This is a genomic window from Microbacterium sp. X-17 (assembly GCF_039615055.1).
This window is the reverse complement of record NZ_JBDHNI010000014.1, coordinates 14,807-29,349: the sequence shown is the minus strand read 5'-3', so window position 1 is coordinate 29,349 and position 14,543 is coordinate 14,807. Positions and strand designations below refer to the sequence as shown.

At 63.9% G+C, this 14,543-nt stretch carries 11 protein-coding genes and 1 pseudogene; 5 read left to right on the top strand and 7 right to left on the bottom strand.

Going from position 1 to position 14,543, the window contains the following annotated elements; translation table 11 throughout:
- Nucleotides 1-268: 268 nt before the first annotated feature.
- The 5 genes and pseudogenes from ABCS02_RS34495 (at nucleotide 269) to ABCS02_RS34475 (ending at nucleotide 7,234) form a co-directional block, all read left to right on the top strand.
- Nucleotides 269-1,458: pseudogene (locus tag ABCS02_RS34495) on the top strand (DDE-type integrase/transposase/recombinase).
- 188 nt (nucleotides 1,459-1,646) lie between these two features.
- Entirely contained in the window at nucleotides 1,647-4,298 is a 2,652-nt protein-coding gene (locus tag ABCS02_RS34490) for an AAA family ATPase (protein ID WP_345840243.1), read from the top strand.
- Between the two features lie 623 nt (nucleotides 4,299-4,921).
- A complete protein-coding gene (locus tag ABCS02_RS34485; RefSeq protein ID WP_345840242.1) occupies nucleotides 4,922-5,740 on the top strand; it encodes a TIGR04255 family protein in 819 nt (272 codons plus the stop codon).
- 26 nt (nucleotides 5,741-5,766) lie between these two features.
- The gene (locus tag ABCS02_RS34480; RefSeq protein WP_345840241.1) at nucleotides 5,767-6,291 is read left to right on the top strand and encodes a helix-turn-helix domain-containing protein; all 525 of its coding nucleotides are present in this window, start codon (nucleotides 5,767-5,769) and stop codon (nucleotides 6,289-6,291) included.
- Nucleotides 6,292-6,418: 127 nt separating this feature from the next.
- Nucleotides 6,419-7,234 carry a hypothetical protein gene (locus ABCS02_RS34475; RefSeq protein WP_345840240.1) on the top strand — a complete coding sequence of 272 codons (816 nt, stop codon included), beginning with the start codon at nucleotides 6,419-6,421 and terminating at the stop codon, nucleotides 7,232-7,234.
- A gap of 54 nt (nucleotides 7,235-7,288) precedes the next feature.
- Here ABCS02_RS34475 and ABCS02_RS34470 read toward each other — a convergent pair whose 3' ends face one another.
- The 7 genes from ABCS02_RS34470 to ABCS02_RS34440 all read right to left on the bottom strand — a co-directional run bounded on the left by ABCS02_RS34470 (nucleotide 7,289) and on the right by ABCS02_RS34440 (nucleotide 14,539).
- On the bottom strand, nucleotides 7,289-7,729 hold the full coding sequence (locus tag ABCS02_RS34470; protein ID WP_345840239.1) for a single-stranded DNA-binding protein: 441 nt from the start codon (nucleotides 7,727-7,729) through the stop codon (nucleotides 7,289-7,291).
- 110 nt (nucleotides 7,730-7,839) lie between these two features.
- Nucleotides 7,840-8,310: a hypothetical protein gene (locus tag ABCS02_RS34465; protein WP_345840238.1), complete on the bottom strand. Its 471-nt coding sequence runs from the start codon at nucleotides 8,308-8,310 to the stop codon at nucleotides 7,840-7,842.
- Complete coding sequence (locus tag ABCS02_RS34460; protein WP_345840237.1) at nucleotides 8,307-8,711, bottom strand: hypothetical protein; 405 nt, start codon at nucleotides 8,709-8,711, stop codon at nucleotides 8,307-8,309. The genes ABCS02_RS34465 and ABCS02_RS34460 overlap by 4 nt, the downstream gene beginning before the upstream one ends.
- A complete protein-coding gene (locus ABCS02_RS34455) occupies nucleotides 8,711-10,513 on the bottom strand; it encodes a TraM recognition domain-containing protein (protein ID WP_345840236.1) in 1,803 nt (600 codons plus the stop codon). Before ABCS02_RS34455 ends, ABCS02_RS34460 begins: the two co-directional genes overlap by 1 nt.
- The gene (locus tag ABCS02_RS34450) at nucleotides 10,510-11,958 is read right to left on the bottom strand and encodes a hypothetical protein (RefSeq protein ID WP_345840235.1); all 1,449 of its coding nucleotides are present in this window, start codon (nucleotides 11,956-11,958) and stop codon (nucleotides 10,510-10,512) included. Before ABCS02_RS34450 ends, ABCS02_RS34455 begins: the two co-directional genes overlap by 4 nt.
- Before the next feature lies 1 nt (nucleotide 11,959).
- Nucleotides 11,960-13,492: an SCO6880 family protein gene (locus ABCS02_RS34445; protein ID WP_345840234.1), complete on the bottom strand. Its 1,533-nt coding sequence runs from the start codon at nucleotides 13,490-13,492 to the stop codon at nucleotides 11,960-11,962.
- Between the two features lie 3 nt (nucleotides 13,493-13,495).
- Nucleotides 13,496-14,539, bottom strand: a complete 1,044-nt coding sequence (locus tag ABCS02_RS34440; protein ID WP_345840233.1) for a hypothetical protein — start codon at nucleotides 14,537-14,539, stop codon at nucleotides 13,496-13,498.
- Nucleotides 14,540-14,543: the final 4 nt, after the last annotated feature.

Here is a 14,543-nt window from a genome sequence, read left to right as displayed (position 1 = left end):
GTGTCACCGATGTCATGAGACACCAACCGCTTCCGATGTCCTGAGACACTTCCGCTTCCGATGTCCTGAGACAAGACACTTCGAGTGTGCGCGCTGTTATGTCTCAGGACATGGGTGACGAATCTGCCTCAGGACATCGGTGACACTTCGGCGCTGTTTGGTGGTGACACTTCTCCTCGATCTTTGAGGAATGAGCCGTGTCGAACCCGTTGATCCCCGTGTCCGTCTCGCGATCACCCAGTGGCCGCCGGATGCTCCGCGCGGCTCGGTGACCACGTTCTGCGCCGAGCACGGCATCTCCCGAAAGACCTTCTACGCAATCCGGAAACGGGCCATCGAGGACGGGCCGGCCGCAGCACTGGAACCCCGGTCGAGGCGCCCTCGAGCCAGCCCTGGGAAGATCACTGAGGAGATCAAACGGCAGGCCATCCAGGTCCGGGCGGCGCTAGAACAGTCCGGCCTGGACCACGGTCCGATCAGCGTCCACGACCGAATGCAGCTCTTGCGGATCACCCCGGTTCCGGCGGTGTCGTCCCTGGCCCGGATCTTCCGCGAAGCCGGCGTCGCCCGCCTCGAACCCAGGAAGCGGCCCCGGGCTTCCTACCGCCGGTTCGTCTATCCGGCACCGAACGCGTGCTGGCAGATCGACGCCACCGAATACGTCCTCACCGAGGGACGCAAGTGCGTCATCTTCCAGCTCATCGACGACCACTCCCGCCTCGCCGTCGCCTCCCACGTCGCCCGGACCGAGAGCTCCCAAGACGCCATCACCGTCGTCGCCAAAGCCATCCGCATCCACGGTGTCCCCCAACGCCTGCTCTCGGACAACGGCATGGCCCTCAACCCCTCCCGGCGCGGGTTCGCCGGCCAACTGACCACTTATCTCGCCTCCTACGGCGTCGAGGCGATCACCGGCAAACCCTTCAAACCGACCACCCAGGGCAAGAACGAGCGCTTCCACCAGACCCTGTTCCGCTACCTCGACAAGCAACCCATCGCCGCCACGCTCGCCCAGCTGCAGGAGCAGGTCGATGCGTTCGACATCATCTACAACACCCAACGACCCCACCAAGCCCTCCCCGGACGGATCACCCCGCACCAGGCTTGGCAGGCCACCCCGAAAGCCGAATCACCACGGCCACCCGCACACGACTCCCGCCTCGGCCGCCGCGACGAGGGCATCCGCGTCAAACTCGTCGACCGGGGCGGCAGCGTCGAGTTCCACGGCATCCGCTTCGGCATCAGCCGCGACTACAGCAAGAAACGCATCGCCATCCTCGACACCGGCCCCACGATCATGTTCTTCGACCTCGACGGCACCCTCATCATCGAACAACCCTGGCCCTCACCCGGCGTCAAATACGTCAGCAACGGCCGACCCCGCGGCCGCCGCCCCAACCCGCGACCCGACGAAGTGTCACCGATGTCATGAGACACCAACCGCTTCCGATGTCCTGAGACACTTCCGCTTCCGATGTCCTGAGACAAGACACTTCGAGTGTGCGCGCTCCGTGCGCGCCAAGATACGCGCGCAACCGGAAGTTCTAAGTGTGAGAGGTGGAGTGGCGCGTTGGAAGCGCGGGCAGGCGGCCCAAGGGGTCAAGCAGGCGGTGCGATACGCCTTCGGTGGGGTCTGCGACGCGACCATGACCGCCAAGACCGCCGACGGCGCGTTGGCCGCGGCCGGGTACGCGGACGCGGTGATGACCCGGTACATCGTCGAGAACGGTGCCATCCGGGACGACCTCCTTACTCGATCCCAGTTGAAGGATTGGGTCGACGGTGTCGACCCGTTAACCGGTGAGCGGAGGGGCCGGGATTTGGAGTCTCCGGTCGCGGATCTGATTCTGGATGCGACGATTAACGCACCGAAGTCGTTCTCGATCGCGGCGATGTTGGATCCGGAGTTGGCGGCCGCGTACGAGGATCTGCAGGACCGATTGCGGGATCGGATCCTCAAACTGTGGCAGACCGAGCTCAACGCCCGACGCGGGAAGCAGGGCGCCATCCGGGAGGACCTCGCCCGCATCGAGGTCGTCGAGTTGCGGCACGAGCGGTCGCGTTCGCTGGATCCCCATAAGCACCGCCACCTGTGGCTGAACGTCAAGGTCCAAGGGCTCGATGCGAAATGGTCGAACGTCGACACCCGGGTCGCGCTGAGATTCCAGAACGTCATTAATGCGGAGGGGGACCTTGCGTCGCGGACTGACCCGACCTGGATCGCGAGGCTCGCCGCTAAGGGCTTCACACTGAATGCGGACGGGGAGATCGAGCAGCTGCAGCATTTGGTGCGGCCTCTGTCTAAACGCTCCGTGCAGATCGAAGCAAACAAGACCGCGCACCTACGCCAGTGGAGAGAGCAGCACCCCGGCCAGGAGCCCTCACCGGCCGTACTGACGCAGATCGATCAATGGGCATGGGCAACTGGGCGGCCCAACAAGCCAGGGCAGCTCGACGAGTCCGATTGGTCGGCAATAGTCATTGCCGAGCTCGTGCGTGCTGACCCGGAACTTTGGCTGCCGAGAAGTGAAACCGCAACCCAATCGGTCAGGCTCGAGGATCTAGACATCGAGCTTCTGGCGGCGAAAGCGATAGTCGATGCCGACGCACGATCGGTTGGGACGGGCGCGCGATTTAGCGACATGGATGTCCGTGCCGGAGCGATCCGTGCCCTAGCTGGAACACGGGTTCAAGCCGAAAGGTCGGAACTTGAGCCGTTCATCGACAAGATCTTCAGTCTCGCTACGGAATCACACACCGTCACTCTGTTGGACACCGCGGAGATTCCACGTCACGTCAAACACCGGATGGCAACGGCGACTGCAGCGCTGAAGGCCACAGTCGCCCTTAGGATCGAACCGCTCTCGTACGATGGAGAAGACCGGGCGCGGAACCAGATTCGCGCGATCGCGTCTCGCGTGGAACCGAAGCGAGAGCTCAACGGCGAGCAACTCGCCGGCGCTGCATCACTCGCGGGAACCGCGGGAATTGTTTGCATAAGCGGTGCGGCTGGCGCCGGAAAGACCACCATGCTCAAGGTTGCGAGCGCCGCGCTACGGCAGAGCGGGCGCAACATGATCATTGTCGCGCCGACAAAGAAGGCTTCATCGGTCGCGGGCAGGGAGGCTAGCAGCGCCTCATCCTCGCTTCACCAGCTGCTATTCGACTACGGGTGGCGCTGGAAGACGAATGCCGCTGGCGGCGCTGAGTGGACCAAGCTCAATCCAGGTGACGTGGACGGGGATTCAGGAATCACCTATCTCGGCCCCAACAACGTGATTCGTCCTGGAGATCGGGTGGTTGTCGACGAGGCAGGAATGCTCGAGCTCGAAGCTGCCAACGCACTACTCGACGTAATCGCGCGGGCTGGAGCATCGGTCGCGATGGTTGGTGATCAGCGCCAAGCCCTCCCGGTGGGACATTCTGGCGCGATGGCGCTGTTCTGGCGGCGTGCGTCGCGCCGCGTCGAGCTCACCACGATTCATCGCTTTAGCGATCCGGCTTGGGCGCAGCTCAGCCTGAGGCTTCGCGACCCTGACAGCGCGGAGGACATGCACGAGATTGCCGATGAGTTGATCGGCACAGGACATGTCGTCCTCACTAATAGTGATGGTGATGCGAATGCTGCGATGGTTGACGCGTGGTTCCAGGCTAGGAGGCAAGGCGAAACCATCGCGCTTGTCACGGCGACTCATGCCGACTCGCAAACCATCAGCGAGGCGATCCAGGCCCGTCGACTGGCAGCCGGCCAGGTTTCGACGAGCCGACACTTCATCGGTCAAACAGGACAGGTGATCGGAATTGGTGACGTCGTCCAGACACGGCGCAACGATTCGACGACAGGCGTCGACAACCGCCAATCGTGGACGGTGCAGAAGGTTACGGATAATCATGTCGTCTTAGCTGCCATGGGAGATTCGTCAGACATCCGGAGGGTCACCACGTCATATGCGGCAGACCACGTGCATTTGGGCTATGCGTCAACCGTGTACGGCGTTCAGGGAGACACCACCGACAGGTCACTCGTTGGTCCCGGAGTCGACGCGGCCGGCCTCTACGTGGGTCTCACACGAGGACGTCTCCGCAACGACGTGATCGTTATCTCCTCGACACCATCAGCGGCGCGTGCGGAGCTTGTCGAAATGATGCATCGGCAACCCATCGAAGAGACGCTCGAAAAGTCGCGGGCAGCAGCGCGTCAGGAGCTTCGACGTGCGGCAACCTCAGACTTGGCGGCAACCGGCCCTGCGGCGACCTCGCCTCAACCGGTCAACCCGACGCTGATGACTCGACGTTGATGACTCGACGTTGATGACTCGACGCTAGCAACGATCGACTCCCATCAACCTAGGCCGCTCGCGCGGAGTCGAAAGCCTAATGAGTTCGCACCTTCAAGCGAACCGTCGACAGCGATGTAGCAAAACAGCGCAACGCCGAGGACGTCGGCTCGCCGCTGGGCTTCGGGAAGTACGCCTCCCCGGACGAAAACCAACGCCTGCCGTCCATCGACACCGGATACGCGTGCAGCTCGATCGACGAGATCGGGCTCGAGGTTCCCGCGACGGTTGTCGACCCACGCGAGGAATCGACGGCTGTATAGGTCACACGTCTGCCGCACTTCCCCCGAAGTCGCGACTGCGTCGCCGGCGCCGAGATGGATCATCCAGCGCCGACAAAGTTCAATCGCTTGCTCCGTCGACACTCCCGTAGGGATCGGAATTGGCTCGTCGATACTCACTTAGCCAGTGTCCTCCAGACCACTGGGCTCGGTCATTCGCGTCCCTCAGTAATCTCACGACGAACTGAGCCATTGAGGGCTTGGGCGAGGGCGAGATGCGTCATTCGCGCTATCTCGTAACAATCTCGAGGACGCAAAACTGGGTACAGACGTTTCTTAGCTGTGTGAAGTAGGGTGTGAAGCATGAGCAGCACCGTTGAGCTTGGACCCTTTCAGCCCGGCGAATGGGACGAGGTACATCTCGAGTCGGCACCCCTCATCCGGGTTCTCGCCCAGGTTCGCTGGGACGAACTTACGCAATTCAGCAACGCACGATTCGACGAGGTCGTGCAGGAACTGGAACAGCGCGTTGCCCACGCCTACCCGATCAAAGGGGTCAATAAGGAGACCCAGTTCAACATCACACCTCAGTGTGTTTCACAATCCGAGATCGGCACCGTCTACCGCTTTTCGTCGGTCGAGGAGACGTGGCGGTTCTACTTTGCGTCCACTTTTGCGACCCTTGAGACTACTGCCTACACGTCTCGGGACGACTTTTGTGCACGGTTCCTCGATTTGCTGACGGCAATCGCAGAGGTGACGTCGATTCCTCGCGTGATTCGGACGGGTTACCGCTACGTCAACCGCGTGCATGAACCGGGAGACATGGACGAGTTGTCTAATGAGATCAACCCGCTTTTGCTCGGAGGCAAGAATCTTCCAGGACTCGATGATGTTCGAGTGCAGCACACGCTGTCAGAGACGCTCTATGCAACGTCCAAAGGGAACCTTCTCGCAAAGTGGGCGATCCTGCCGCCCGGTGCGAGCATCGATCCGACGATCGAGGGTGTTAACACAAACAGTTGGATGCTTGACCTTGATGCCTTTTCAGAGCGGAAACAACCATTCAACCCTTCTGAACTGATCGCCAACACACGTGAGCTGTCCTCGCTGGGATACGGTTTCTTCAGGTGGGCGGTCGACAACCCGTTCCTTCAGCGATTTGGGGGTAGCACGAAGTGAGCCTTGCGTCTCCGACTACTAACGGCGTGGTTCTCAACGACCCTATGAATTCAAAGGGAACGATTGCCGCTGGCCTCATTGTTTTCGGGCTTGTCAGCGCAACGACCACGGGCGCTGCTGCGCTTCCGAAATCCGCGCCCATTGTGGGACATGCGCAGCGAACATCCGTGTTCATTAGCCTCGAGCCGAGGCGACAAGAAGTCTCTGCACAGGCCGGATCGGCCGAGATGCTGCGCAGCCTGCGAGATGTCTCCGGACTTACGTGGGATCAGATCGCTCGTCTCTTCGGCGTCTCGCGTCGTGCGGTCCATCATTGGGCCGCGGGCGACACGATGAATGCGCACAATCATGAATGGCTTTCCAAAGTATCGACGGTCGTTGCATCCATGCCGGGCAATTCTCCGTCAGAGCGACGCGACGCACTCATGCGCCCCGACTCTGAAGGCGTAAGCCCGTACGACGCGCTTCGACGCGCAGTTTCATCAGGACCTGCAGACATCAACCGGCTTCCGGTGTCGCTCGCCGCTCTAATGGGCGTTGAGACTGCGTAAGGGGAGACCGCTCCCGTCCGCGGTCCATAGGTTTTGTCTCACTCTCCGTCAGGGGATGGTGGCGGACGTGCGGTCGGTCCCCGAAGTACGGTTCAATAGTTGGTTGAAGCGGCGGACGCCTCATGGCGTGGTGATCATTTCGCAGACCTGCGACGTCGTACAAAGGAAGACCACGGCGGTGGTCGTTGCGACGGTGAGGCGGCTGGACGAGCCAACCTCGCGTGGCGCACGAGAGGGGGCTCGTCCGCGATTCGTCCACCTGCCTGCGCTGGGACCAGATCTGTTTGCCGATCTCGATCACGTTGCAACTATCCAAAAGACAGCCTTGGTGCAATACGAGTTCAGCGACGGCCTATCTGACGAACTTGAACAGCGGAAGTTCGCGCAACTGGTCGGCCGGCGGTTCTCGCGCCATGCGTTCCCCGACGAGATATCGCCGTGGCTGACTCCGCTGCAAGGCATTGTTGCACGGAGCGTACTTCGCGGCGAAGATGCCCTCGCGTCCGCGATGGAAGAGATCGAGGAGTTGCGTGTTGAAGCGACTACGTGGAGTTCCCTTCCGACGGACCTCACTCTGCACATCGTGGTACGTGCTGGGGAACTTCCTCCTCCGTCGGAGGAGCTACCCGAACCATCTGACCAAATTAGGACCTGGCTCGCCACTGCGAGGAGCTATAAGGAGATTGCGCGAAAGCTGTTCCCAGAGTATGGCCATCGGCCCAGCGGCGACGACCGACAGGTGCTCTGGGACGCTTTCGGAGATGCTCTCGCGCGCACATGCAAGCCTTCAAACTCGGACAAGCGGAACATCCCTGGCTGCGAGACCGCAGTATCGAGTATCGACGCCATGATCAGCAGCGACGACGAGTTCACTCTGGCCATGCTTCGCCGGAGCGAACGGTTGGATCTCGCTCATCTCTCGGTCCCTGATCCGCACGACTGACGGCACGTGGCAGAGCGAAAGGGCCGGCATATGCCGACCCTTTCGCTCTCATCCTTAGTTCAGGGCAGCCGACGTGAACGCCGACCGACCCGCTGATGGCCCGGTCGCGGATGCGTCCGGGCCGTCAGCTTTTGGGGCGCGGCGGGTGACCTCTGCTGTGGTGTAGCGGAGGGAGGGGCCGATGCTGTCGGCGACGACTTCGGTGGCGGCTCGTGGTTCGCCGGTGGCCTTGTCGGTCCAGTGGCGGAACTCGAGGTTGCCGTTGACGATGACGGTGTCGCCCTTGGCGAGGCTGGCGCGGACGTTCTCGGCGGTGCGGCCGAAGACGGTGGTGCGATGGTATTGGGTGTCGCCGTCGACCCATTTGCCGTCTTCGAGTTTGCGGTCGGTGACGGCGACGGTGAACTTGGCGAACTTGGTGCCGTTCTGTGATTCGCCGTAGTCGGGGTCGGCGACGAGGTTGCCTTCGATGCTGATTGGGACTCGTGTGCTCATCGTTCTGTTCCTTTCGTTTCGCGCCCGCTGGTCGGGTCGTTTTCACTTAGAACTTCCGGTTTGGGGCCGGGAAATGCGCGCAGATGGCGCGCAAATCGCTTCGGTGTGCCTCACGGATTGGCGTGGCTTTCGCCAATCCAGTCGGCCCATTCGGCAGGGACGGCTTCGTCCCCGGCTCGCGGGAGTTCAGTGTGGCCGTTGTGGCATTCGCCGTTGTACCAAGTCGCCAGTCTGGGAATGGCGACGGCGAGGCGTTCGTGCCAGCCGATAGGTCCGTAGCCGGCGTCGAGGCTGTCGTAGGAGACCAGCCACGCAGTGTGCAGGGCGGAAAGCTCCTCGACAAGGGCACCGTGTTTGAACCAGCAGGGCGGGATCTTTCGTGACGCGATGTTGTAGCGGCGGGTGAACCAGACCACCCAGCTTCTAAGGTCGGCCCAAACGTGCGGGGCGCCCTCGTCCTCGAGGGTTCGCCAGTTGATGACGCGGATGCCGAGCATCCCCGGACTCTGCCGGGGCGCCTGGTCTTCCCAGCCCTCGGCGAGGGAGGCGACGAGGTCATCGAGGGGGATGTCGTCGGTCACTGCTGCTCCAGCGAGGCTTCGATGTAGTGGGCGATCTTGGACTGTAGCCGGGCGATGGCCTGGATCGAGGCGCTGCGGCGGGAGACGAACCCGGAGAACACACGGTCGCGATCGATGAGCTGGTGGACGTATTCGTGACAGCGCGGATGCAGCGCCGTGAGGTCGTCGTGCTGCTCGTGTGCGGTCCAGCCGTGTGGGGTTTGGGTGACGCCGCGGTAGTCGAGGTGGTGCAGCTCGAGGGAGTGGGAGCCACCTGCGCCGAGGCACAGGGCGCAGCGGATGGTGCCGTTGCGGGATTCTTCCTCAAGAAACCAGCGGTCGCGGCGGGCGAACCAGGCTCTCGAGTGGAGGTAGTTGCTGCGGTAGGTGTTGTCCCGGGCGGGACGGCGACGGTTGGACATCAGTTTCCCTCTCCCGCTGATCCTCGGCGATCGAGCGCGGCTTGGTACTGTTCGGCGAACACGACCTGTTGGTCGAGCTCAGTGAGCTTCTTGCTCACGCTGATCTGGCGGGCGTCGTCGCGATCTGTCCATCCGCGCAGGTCGAGCAGGATCCCCCGCCGGTTGCGGTAGGCGAGGAGCCCGACGGTTTCGGGCATGCGGCGGATCTCGTCGAGCGTCATGACCGGCACCTTCTCGTTCTGCACATTCGTGGACGAGCCGTTGTCGTTGTAGGAATGCCCGGTGTTCCGGATCCTGCGGGTCCCGAGGAGGGATTCGATGTCGCGGAGGTGGTCGACGTCGGACGCACCACCGAGGAGGAGCTTGGCAGTGGCTGCGGACCAGATCGTGTCGGCCTCGGCGCGCGACCACGCGGTCTCCGCCTGGGACAGCGCTTGGAGGACGACGATGGTGGAGATGCCGATGCCGCCGCCGTCGGCCATGATTCGCGGGAGCGCGGGCCAGGAGAACATGTTGGCGATCTCGTCCAGGATGAGCGCGAGCGGCAGATCGAGGCGAGATCCTGGTGAAGCGAGAGCTTTGCGGCGGGCGGTCTCGACGATGTCGTCCAGGACTGCTCCGAGGAATCCGCCGACGGAGCCGGCGCCGGCGCCGGTGCCGACGAGGTAGAGGCTGTTAGATCCGGCTAGGAAGGCGTCGAGGTCGAACTGCTCCCCCGGCCCGGGTGTCATCGCCTTCCGGATCGCCGGGATGGACAGCGGGCGGAGGGCGCCGAAGACACCGAACCACGAGTTCGCCAGCAGCTTCTCGTCGCCATTGATGATCGCGTCTAGGTCCTCTGACCAGCCAGGCGTCCCCTGGTTGGCGAGCACGCCAACTGCCTCGAGGGCGAGGCGTGGGTTGGAGCCCCAGCGGGCGAGGGCGTCGGTGCCGCGGCCCGAGACGGCGGCCGCGTGCAGCAGTCGCGAGAGGACGGAGGAGGACACCTGCGCCCATTCCTGGTTCGTCTTGGATGCGCCGAGCGCGGTGCCGGCGATAATCGCCTGCCCACGCTGATCCGCGATCAGGGGATCCTCGCAGCCAGCTACTGGGGAGATCCGCAGCGCGGAGCGAATACCCGTGAGCTCTTGGGGATCGAACACTGTAACGTCGCCGACTCGAGCGCGCTCGCGCATCGTGGCGGAGAGGTTGTCGTTGCGGGTGGACGTGGTGATCAACGGTCCGTCCCAGTCGAGGATGGCGTTGATGATGAACCGGTAGCCCTTCCCGGAACGGGGCGCGCCCTCAACCACGATCGAGTCCTCGATCGACACGTAGACGTCCTGCCCGTGGGCGCGCCCGACCTTCCAGCCCGCCGCAGACGGCGCAGGGTTGACCACCGACGGCCGAAGGGTCTTGGCGCGGCGAAGAGCAGTACGTGCGGAGGTGTGCTTGCGGACCTCGCCGGGCTTGGCGAGCCCGTCGCGGCCGCGGAGGTCGTTGATGAAGTGCCGGTCCGACTGCCGGTAGCGCAGCCACCAGACCACCCCAACAGCGATCGCGGTGAGAAGGAGGAAGACGGCCAGCAGATCGAGGACCCGGATGAGGGTGACCGGTGCCACGCACCCCGGCACCAAGGTGAAGCCAGAAGGGTCTCCGCCGATGGCCAGTTGGAGGCCGGCGAGTACGCTGACTGGCTGGCCGCCGCCGCAGGTGGCGGTGATGGTCGCGGTGGCAACGCCGGTTGTAAGGGCGCCGGCGAGGACAATGGCGATGAGGCTGTAGAGAACGAGCTGCGTCCAGGAAGAGCCGTGAGTCCTCATGCTCGTTCACCACCCATCGCGTCGGTGCGGAAGATGCCGAGTTCGTAGTCGGTGCAGATATTGCGCACCTTCGCGACCCGGTCCTGGCCGATCTGCCAGAGCCCCTCCCCTTTATGGAGCTTGCGGACCAGGTCGGCCTGAGTGTCGTTCCAGCCCAGGATCTCCCGCGACCTCGCGATCTCCCCCGAGTGCTGCGCGTACGAGATCCGGGTCTCACAATCCGCGAGGAGCCCGAGCGCCCGTGAGTGGAGTGCGCTGTTGCGATCACCTAGCGCGTCCAGGTCTGCGACGCGGTGGAGCAGATACCAGTTGGAGGTGCCGAGGTGTCGCGCGATCTTCTCGTCCTCGACCCTGTCCGCGAGGCCGTCTCCGCCCGAGACATCGTTCAGCAGCTCAACGGCGGCCTCCTCGTGAATGATCACCCGCGCCTGCCTATTCGCGCCCAACGAAGAACGGCGGATCCAGTTCGCGGTCGCCAGCCGCGCTAGCGCCTGCGCCTCCGGCGACGCCCCTTTCAGCGCGGAGGTATCGACGACCATCATCGGCGCATCCGCGTCGAACCGGACGGTGGAGGGTCCATCGAAGAACCCAGTGAGATCGCCGGAGACCATTCGACGCAGCGAGTGCGCGAGTCGGTGGCCGGCCTCGACCACCTCGAGCGGCTGGCTCTGGTGGGGGTCGACGAGGCGGTCGTAAACGTGGGTGATGGTGACGGTGGACTGGCCGCGGAGGGCGTCGAGTGCGACGTCGAGGGCGGTGTGCTCGACCGGTTCCAGGTTCCCTCCTTCGCGGAGGCGGCGGATGATCGTCTTCACTGTCGCGCGACGGTACTGGAGCACGTTCAGGTTCCAGTCCTCGTCCGAAAACGACGGATCCCGCGCGCCTTCGTCGAGGAGATTGATCCGGGCAGCCTTGCCCGGGCCGACGCTGATCGACTTCCCGCCGACGTACGCTGCGACGCGCAACCACTCTCCGTTCGGGTCGTGTGGGACGGCGATCTTGCGCCCCAGCCTGGCAAGTCTTGAGGACCAGGACTTGGCCAGCATCGACTTGCCCGTCCCCTTCACCCCGAGAATCGCGACCGAATGCGAACGCACCGCTTCCGCCGAGTACGCGTCCCAGGGGTCGAAGCAGAACGGCGCCCGGGAGAGGAGATTCTCCCCGATATACGCACCCGTGAGGATGTCCCCGGTCTCGGCCAAGAACGGGTATGCACCACCCAGCACTTTCGAGGAACACCGATGTGCTGGTGGAGTGGCACGCAATGGGCCACGCAAGTTGTGCGGCTGCTTCCACCCCCACGCCGGCATCTTCGACGCCGGGAGTTCCGCGGACTGCAGCTTCCATGTGGAGTGATTGTCGGTGGAAGCGGACTGGCGGTGGCGGCCGTTGGCGCCGGGCTTCTCATTGGCCGCGATGCGACCGATGACAGCTGACTGCTTCATGTCATTCTCCTTCCAGTGGGACCGGGAGCGCGGCGGTGACGAACCCGGCGGCCTGCTGCCCCGACATCGAAGCCAGCACGAGCCGGGCCGGATGCGACGCTTGCTCGATGTCGGTCCGCGCCTTGGCGAGCGCGTCCTTGGACTCGGCGGAGATCGTCACGAACCCGCGATACTGGACATCCCCGAACCCGTCGACGAGGTCGTGCTCGCGGACCGCGAGGTCTTCCTCTTCGCGGAGGTGGGTGAGCGGGATCCGGGAGGACAGCTTCATCCGAATGGTGGCGGCGGTTTCCATGTCCGATTGGGCGCGGTTCAGCTGGGCCAGCGCCTTGTGCGTTGCCACCGGCCGCACCTGCAACGTGATCACCCGGGTCGCGTCGCCCGCGTACAGAAGTGGTTCGAGGAACCCGGTACGGACGTCGGTGCGCGGCCACTCGGCGACCCAGAAGGTCTGGTGCCAGGATTCGTCCACCCGCATCGCATCCCAGCCCTCGTCGATCCCCATCACCGGTGACGGCGCGGATACCATCTCGGAGTCCTGCTCACGCCGGGTCGCGGCGGCCACGGGGTCGGCCGACAGGGCGTTCAGCTCGTCAAGCTCATCGGAGGTGAGCCATCCCGCTGGGGTGAGCCGCGCGTGCTCCATCGACGTCTCGATGCCCGCGACCCGCTCCTTCAGCACGGAGGCAAGGCCGGTGAGTCCTTTCCCCGCGTCACGGATAGCACCGTTGAGCGCTGCGGTGTCGAAGGTGAGGGTTATGTAGTTCGTAAACCCCATCGACCGCTTCGACGCCGCCTGCGTCAGCGCCCAATACTGCTCGCGCAGCTTGGCGGTGACCTGTGGGTCGTGCTCGTTCTCCCGCACGACCAAGTAGTCGCGCAGCTCGTTCGAGGAGGCCCGGTCAACGCGGATCCTGATCGTGGTCTCACGGACACCGGGCAAGTTCTCCAGCGAGCTGAGCCATTCCACGAACCCGTCATACGCGGCTTCTTGAGTGCCCTTGTCGCGAAGCGCCCACGCCCTTGATCCGACCTTGACGGTGACGGAGGCGAGCCGTCCGCGGGCGTTGTAGATGAAGCCGCCGGCACCGGGGATCTGGATGATCTGCGCGTCCCCGAGCGCGCCAGGGAGCAGGAACTTGGAGGTCACGACCGGGGTTACCGCGGCGACGTGCGCGTGACCGACGTTGAGGGAGGCGATGCTCACGCGGAGCCAGACATCGCGGCGGAAGATCGTCTGGCCGGCCAGGCTCCTGCGCGCGTAGCGCGCAGCCTGGGCGACGATCACGATGACGGGTTCGCGCCGGTAGGTGGCGAGGGCGAAGAACACGACGACTGCGACGATCGGGATCATCACCCAGATCGCGTTGGTGTCGATGAACAGAGTCGAAAGCAGGATCGCGACGGCGGCGCCGATCACGACCAGTTGCAGGAACGTCAGGCCGAGGAAGATCCCTCGACGTTCCCGGGCGGCGAAGCGGACCCGGGGTGCGCCTTCCTCCGTGATGATCTGGTCAGCGGTGAGGGTGGTCATGGGTTATCTCCCAACCTTGACGACTCGTGCCGCGGTGCGGACGGGTGCGGCGGCGGTGCTCGCCCGCGAGAACTGGTCGCGGACGGAGAACCGGTGGTGGAGGGCGGTGCCGACTTCGGCACCGGCGAACGAGACGAGCTTGGTCGCCCACAGCGGGCTGAACGAAGCTGCGATCACTGCGCCGGCGGCTACAAGGATGACGCCGATACTGAGGCTGGCTTTGGTCAGCTCTACCGCCAGTAGGACGACGCCGGCGGCCAGGGGTTTGGCGATGAGCAAACCGACGGAGAGGTTCAGCCAGCGTTGGGCCCAGGCGGTGAGCTTGGGTTGGCCGATCATCATCAACCCGACCGGGGCCATCGCAGCCAGGGCCAGGAGCCCGAACTCCCGGATCGACATGGCGATGAAAAGGAACAGCGATGCGATCATCATCAGACCGACGATGAGCAGCGCCATCACGTATTCGCCGACGGAGCCTGGACCCTGTGCTCCTTGGGTGGCCATGCCCCAGATGACGCCGTCTTGGGAGAACTGCATGGTCTTCATGACGGCGCCGTGGATCTGTTTCGGGGCGTCGAAGAGGCCGACGACGCGGAGCAGGCTTTGGCTGAGGTCGCCGCCTTGGACGGCGGTGGTGAGCGCGTGTGTGATGTCGTCGGTGATGCCGGATGCCTTCTGCATCCCCCACACACAGATCGCGCTGAACGGGATGGCGAGGGCGGCGCCGGCGGCGGTGCGGCCGATCCGGCCCCAATCCTGCAGGATCATCGCGATTCCGATCTGGACCAGCGCGACGATCAGTATGACCGGGGCGGTGACGGCGATCCAGAACAGGAACTGCGAGTGGGCGATGTTCCAGCTGCCCTGATCGATGTTCGTGTTGAAGGACCCGGCGATCATCGTGGCGATGAAGTCGCCGAGGTTCTTGATCGTCGAGCCCATGAACTGCGCAAGTGTCTGGGAGGCTTGGCAGCCGAAGTCGGCGACGAAGCAGCCGTAGTTTGGGGTGAACGGATCCGGCGGTGCGGATGCGACAGTGTCGATCATGATG

What these genes read in the sequence shown, in the direction of transcription:
- ABCS02_RS34460 (WP_345840237.1), bottom strand. Translation starts at nt 8,711, where the DNA reads ATGTCCAACCGTCGCCGTCCCGCCCGGGACAACACCTACCGCAGCAAC.
- ABCS02_RS34450 (WP_345840235.1), bottom strand. Translation starts at nt 11,958, where the DNA reads ATGAAGCAGTCAGCTGTCATCGGTCGCATCGCGGCCAATGAGAAGCCC.
- ABCS02_RS34455 (WP_345840236.1), bottom strand. Translation starts at nt 10,513, where the DNA reads ATGAGGACTCACGGCTCTTCCTGGACGCAGCTCGTTCTCTACAGCCTC.
- ABCS02_RS34485 (WP_345840242.1), top strand. Translation starts at nt 4,922, where the DNA reads ATGAGCAGCACCGTTGAGCTTGGACCCTTTCAGCCCGGCGAATGGGAC.
- ABCS02_RS34445 (WP_345840234.1), bottom strand. Translation starts at nt 13,492, where the DNA reads ATGACCACCCTCACCGCTGACCAGATCATCACGGAGGAAGGCGCACCC.
- ABCS02_RS34440 (WP_345840233.1), bottom strand. Translation starts at nt 14,539, where the DNA reads ATGATCGACACTGTCGCATCCGCACCGCCGGATCCGTTCACCCCAAAC.
- ABCS02_RS34490 (WP_345840243.1), top strand. Translation starts at nt 1,647, where the DNA reads ATGACCGCCAAGACCGCCGACGGCGCGTTGGCCGCGGCCGGGTACGCG.
- ABCS02_RS34470 (WP_345840239.1), bottom strand. Translation starts at nt 7,729, where the DNA reads ATGAGCACACGAGTCCCAATCAGCATCGAAGGCAACCTCGTCGCCGAC.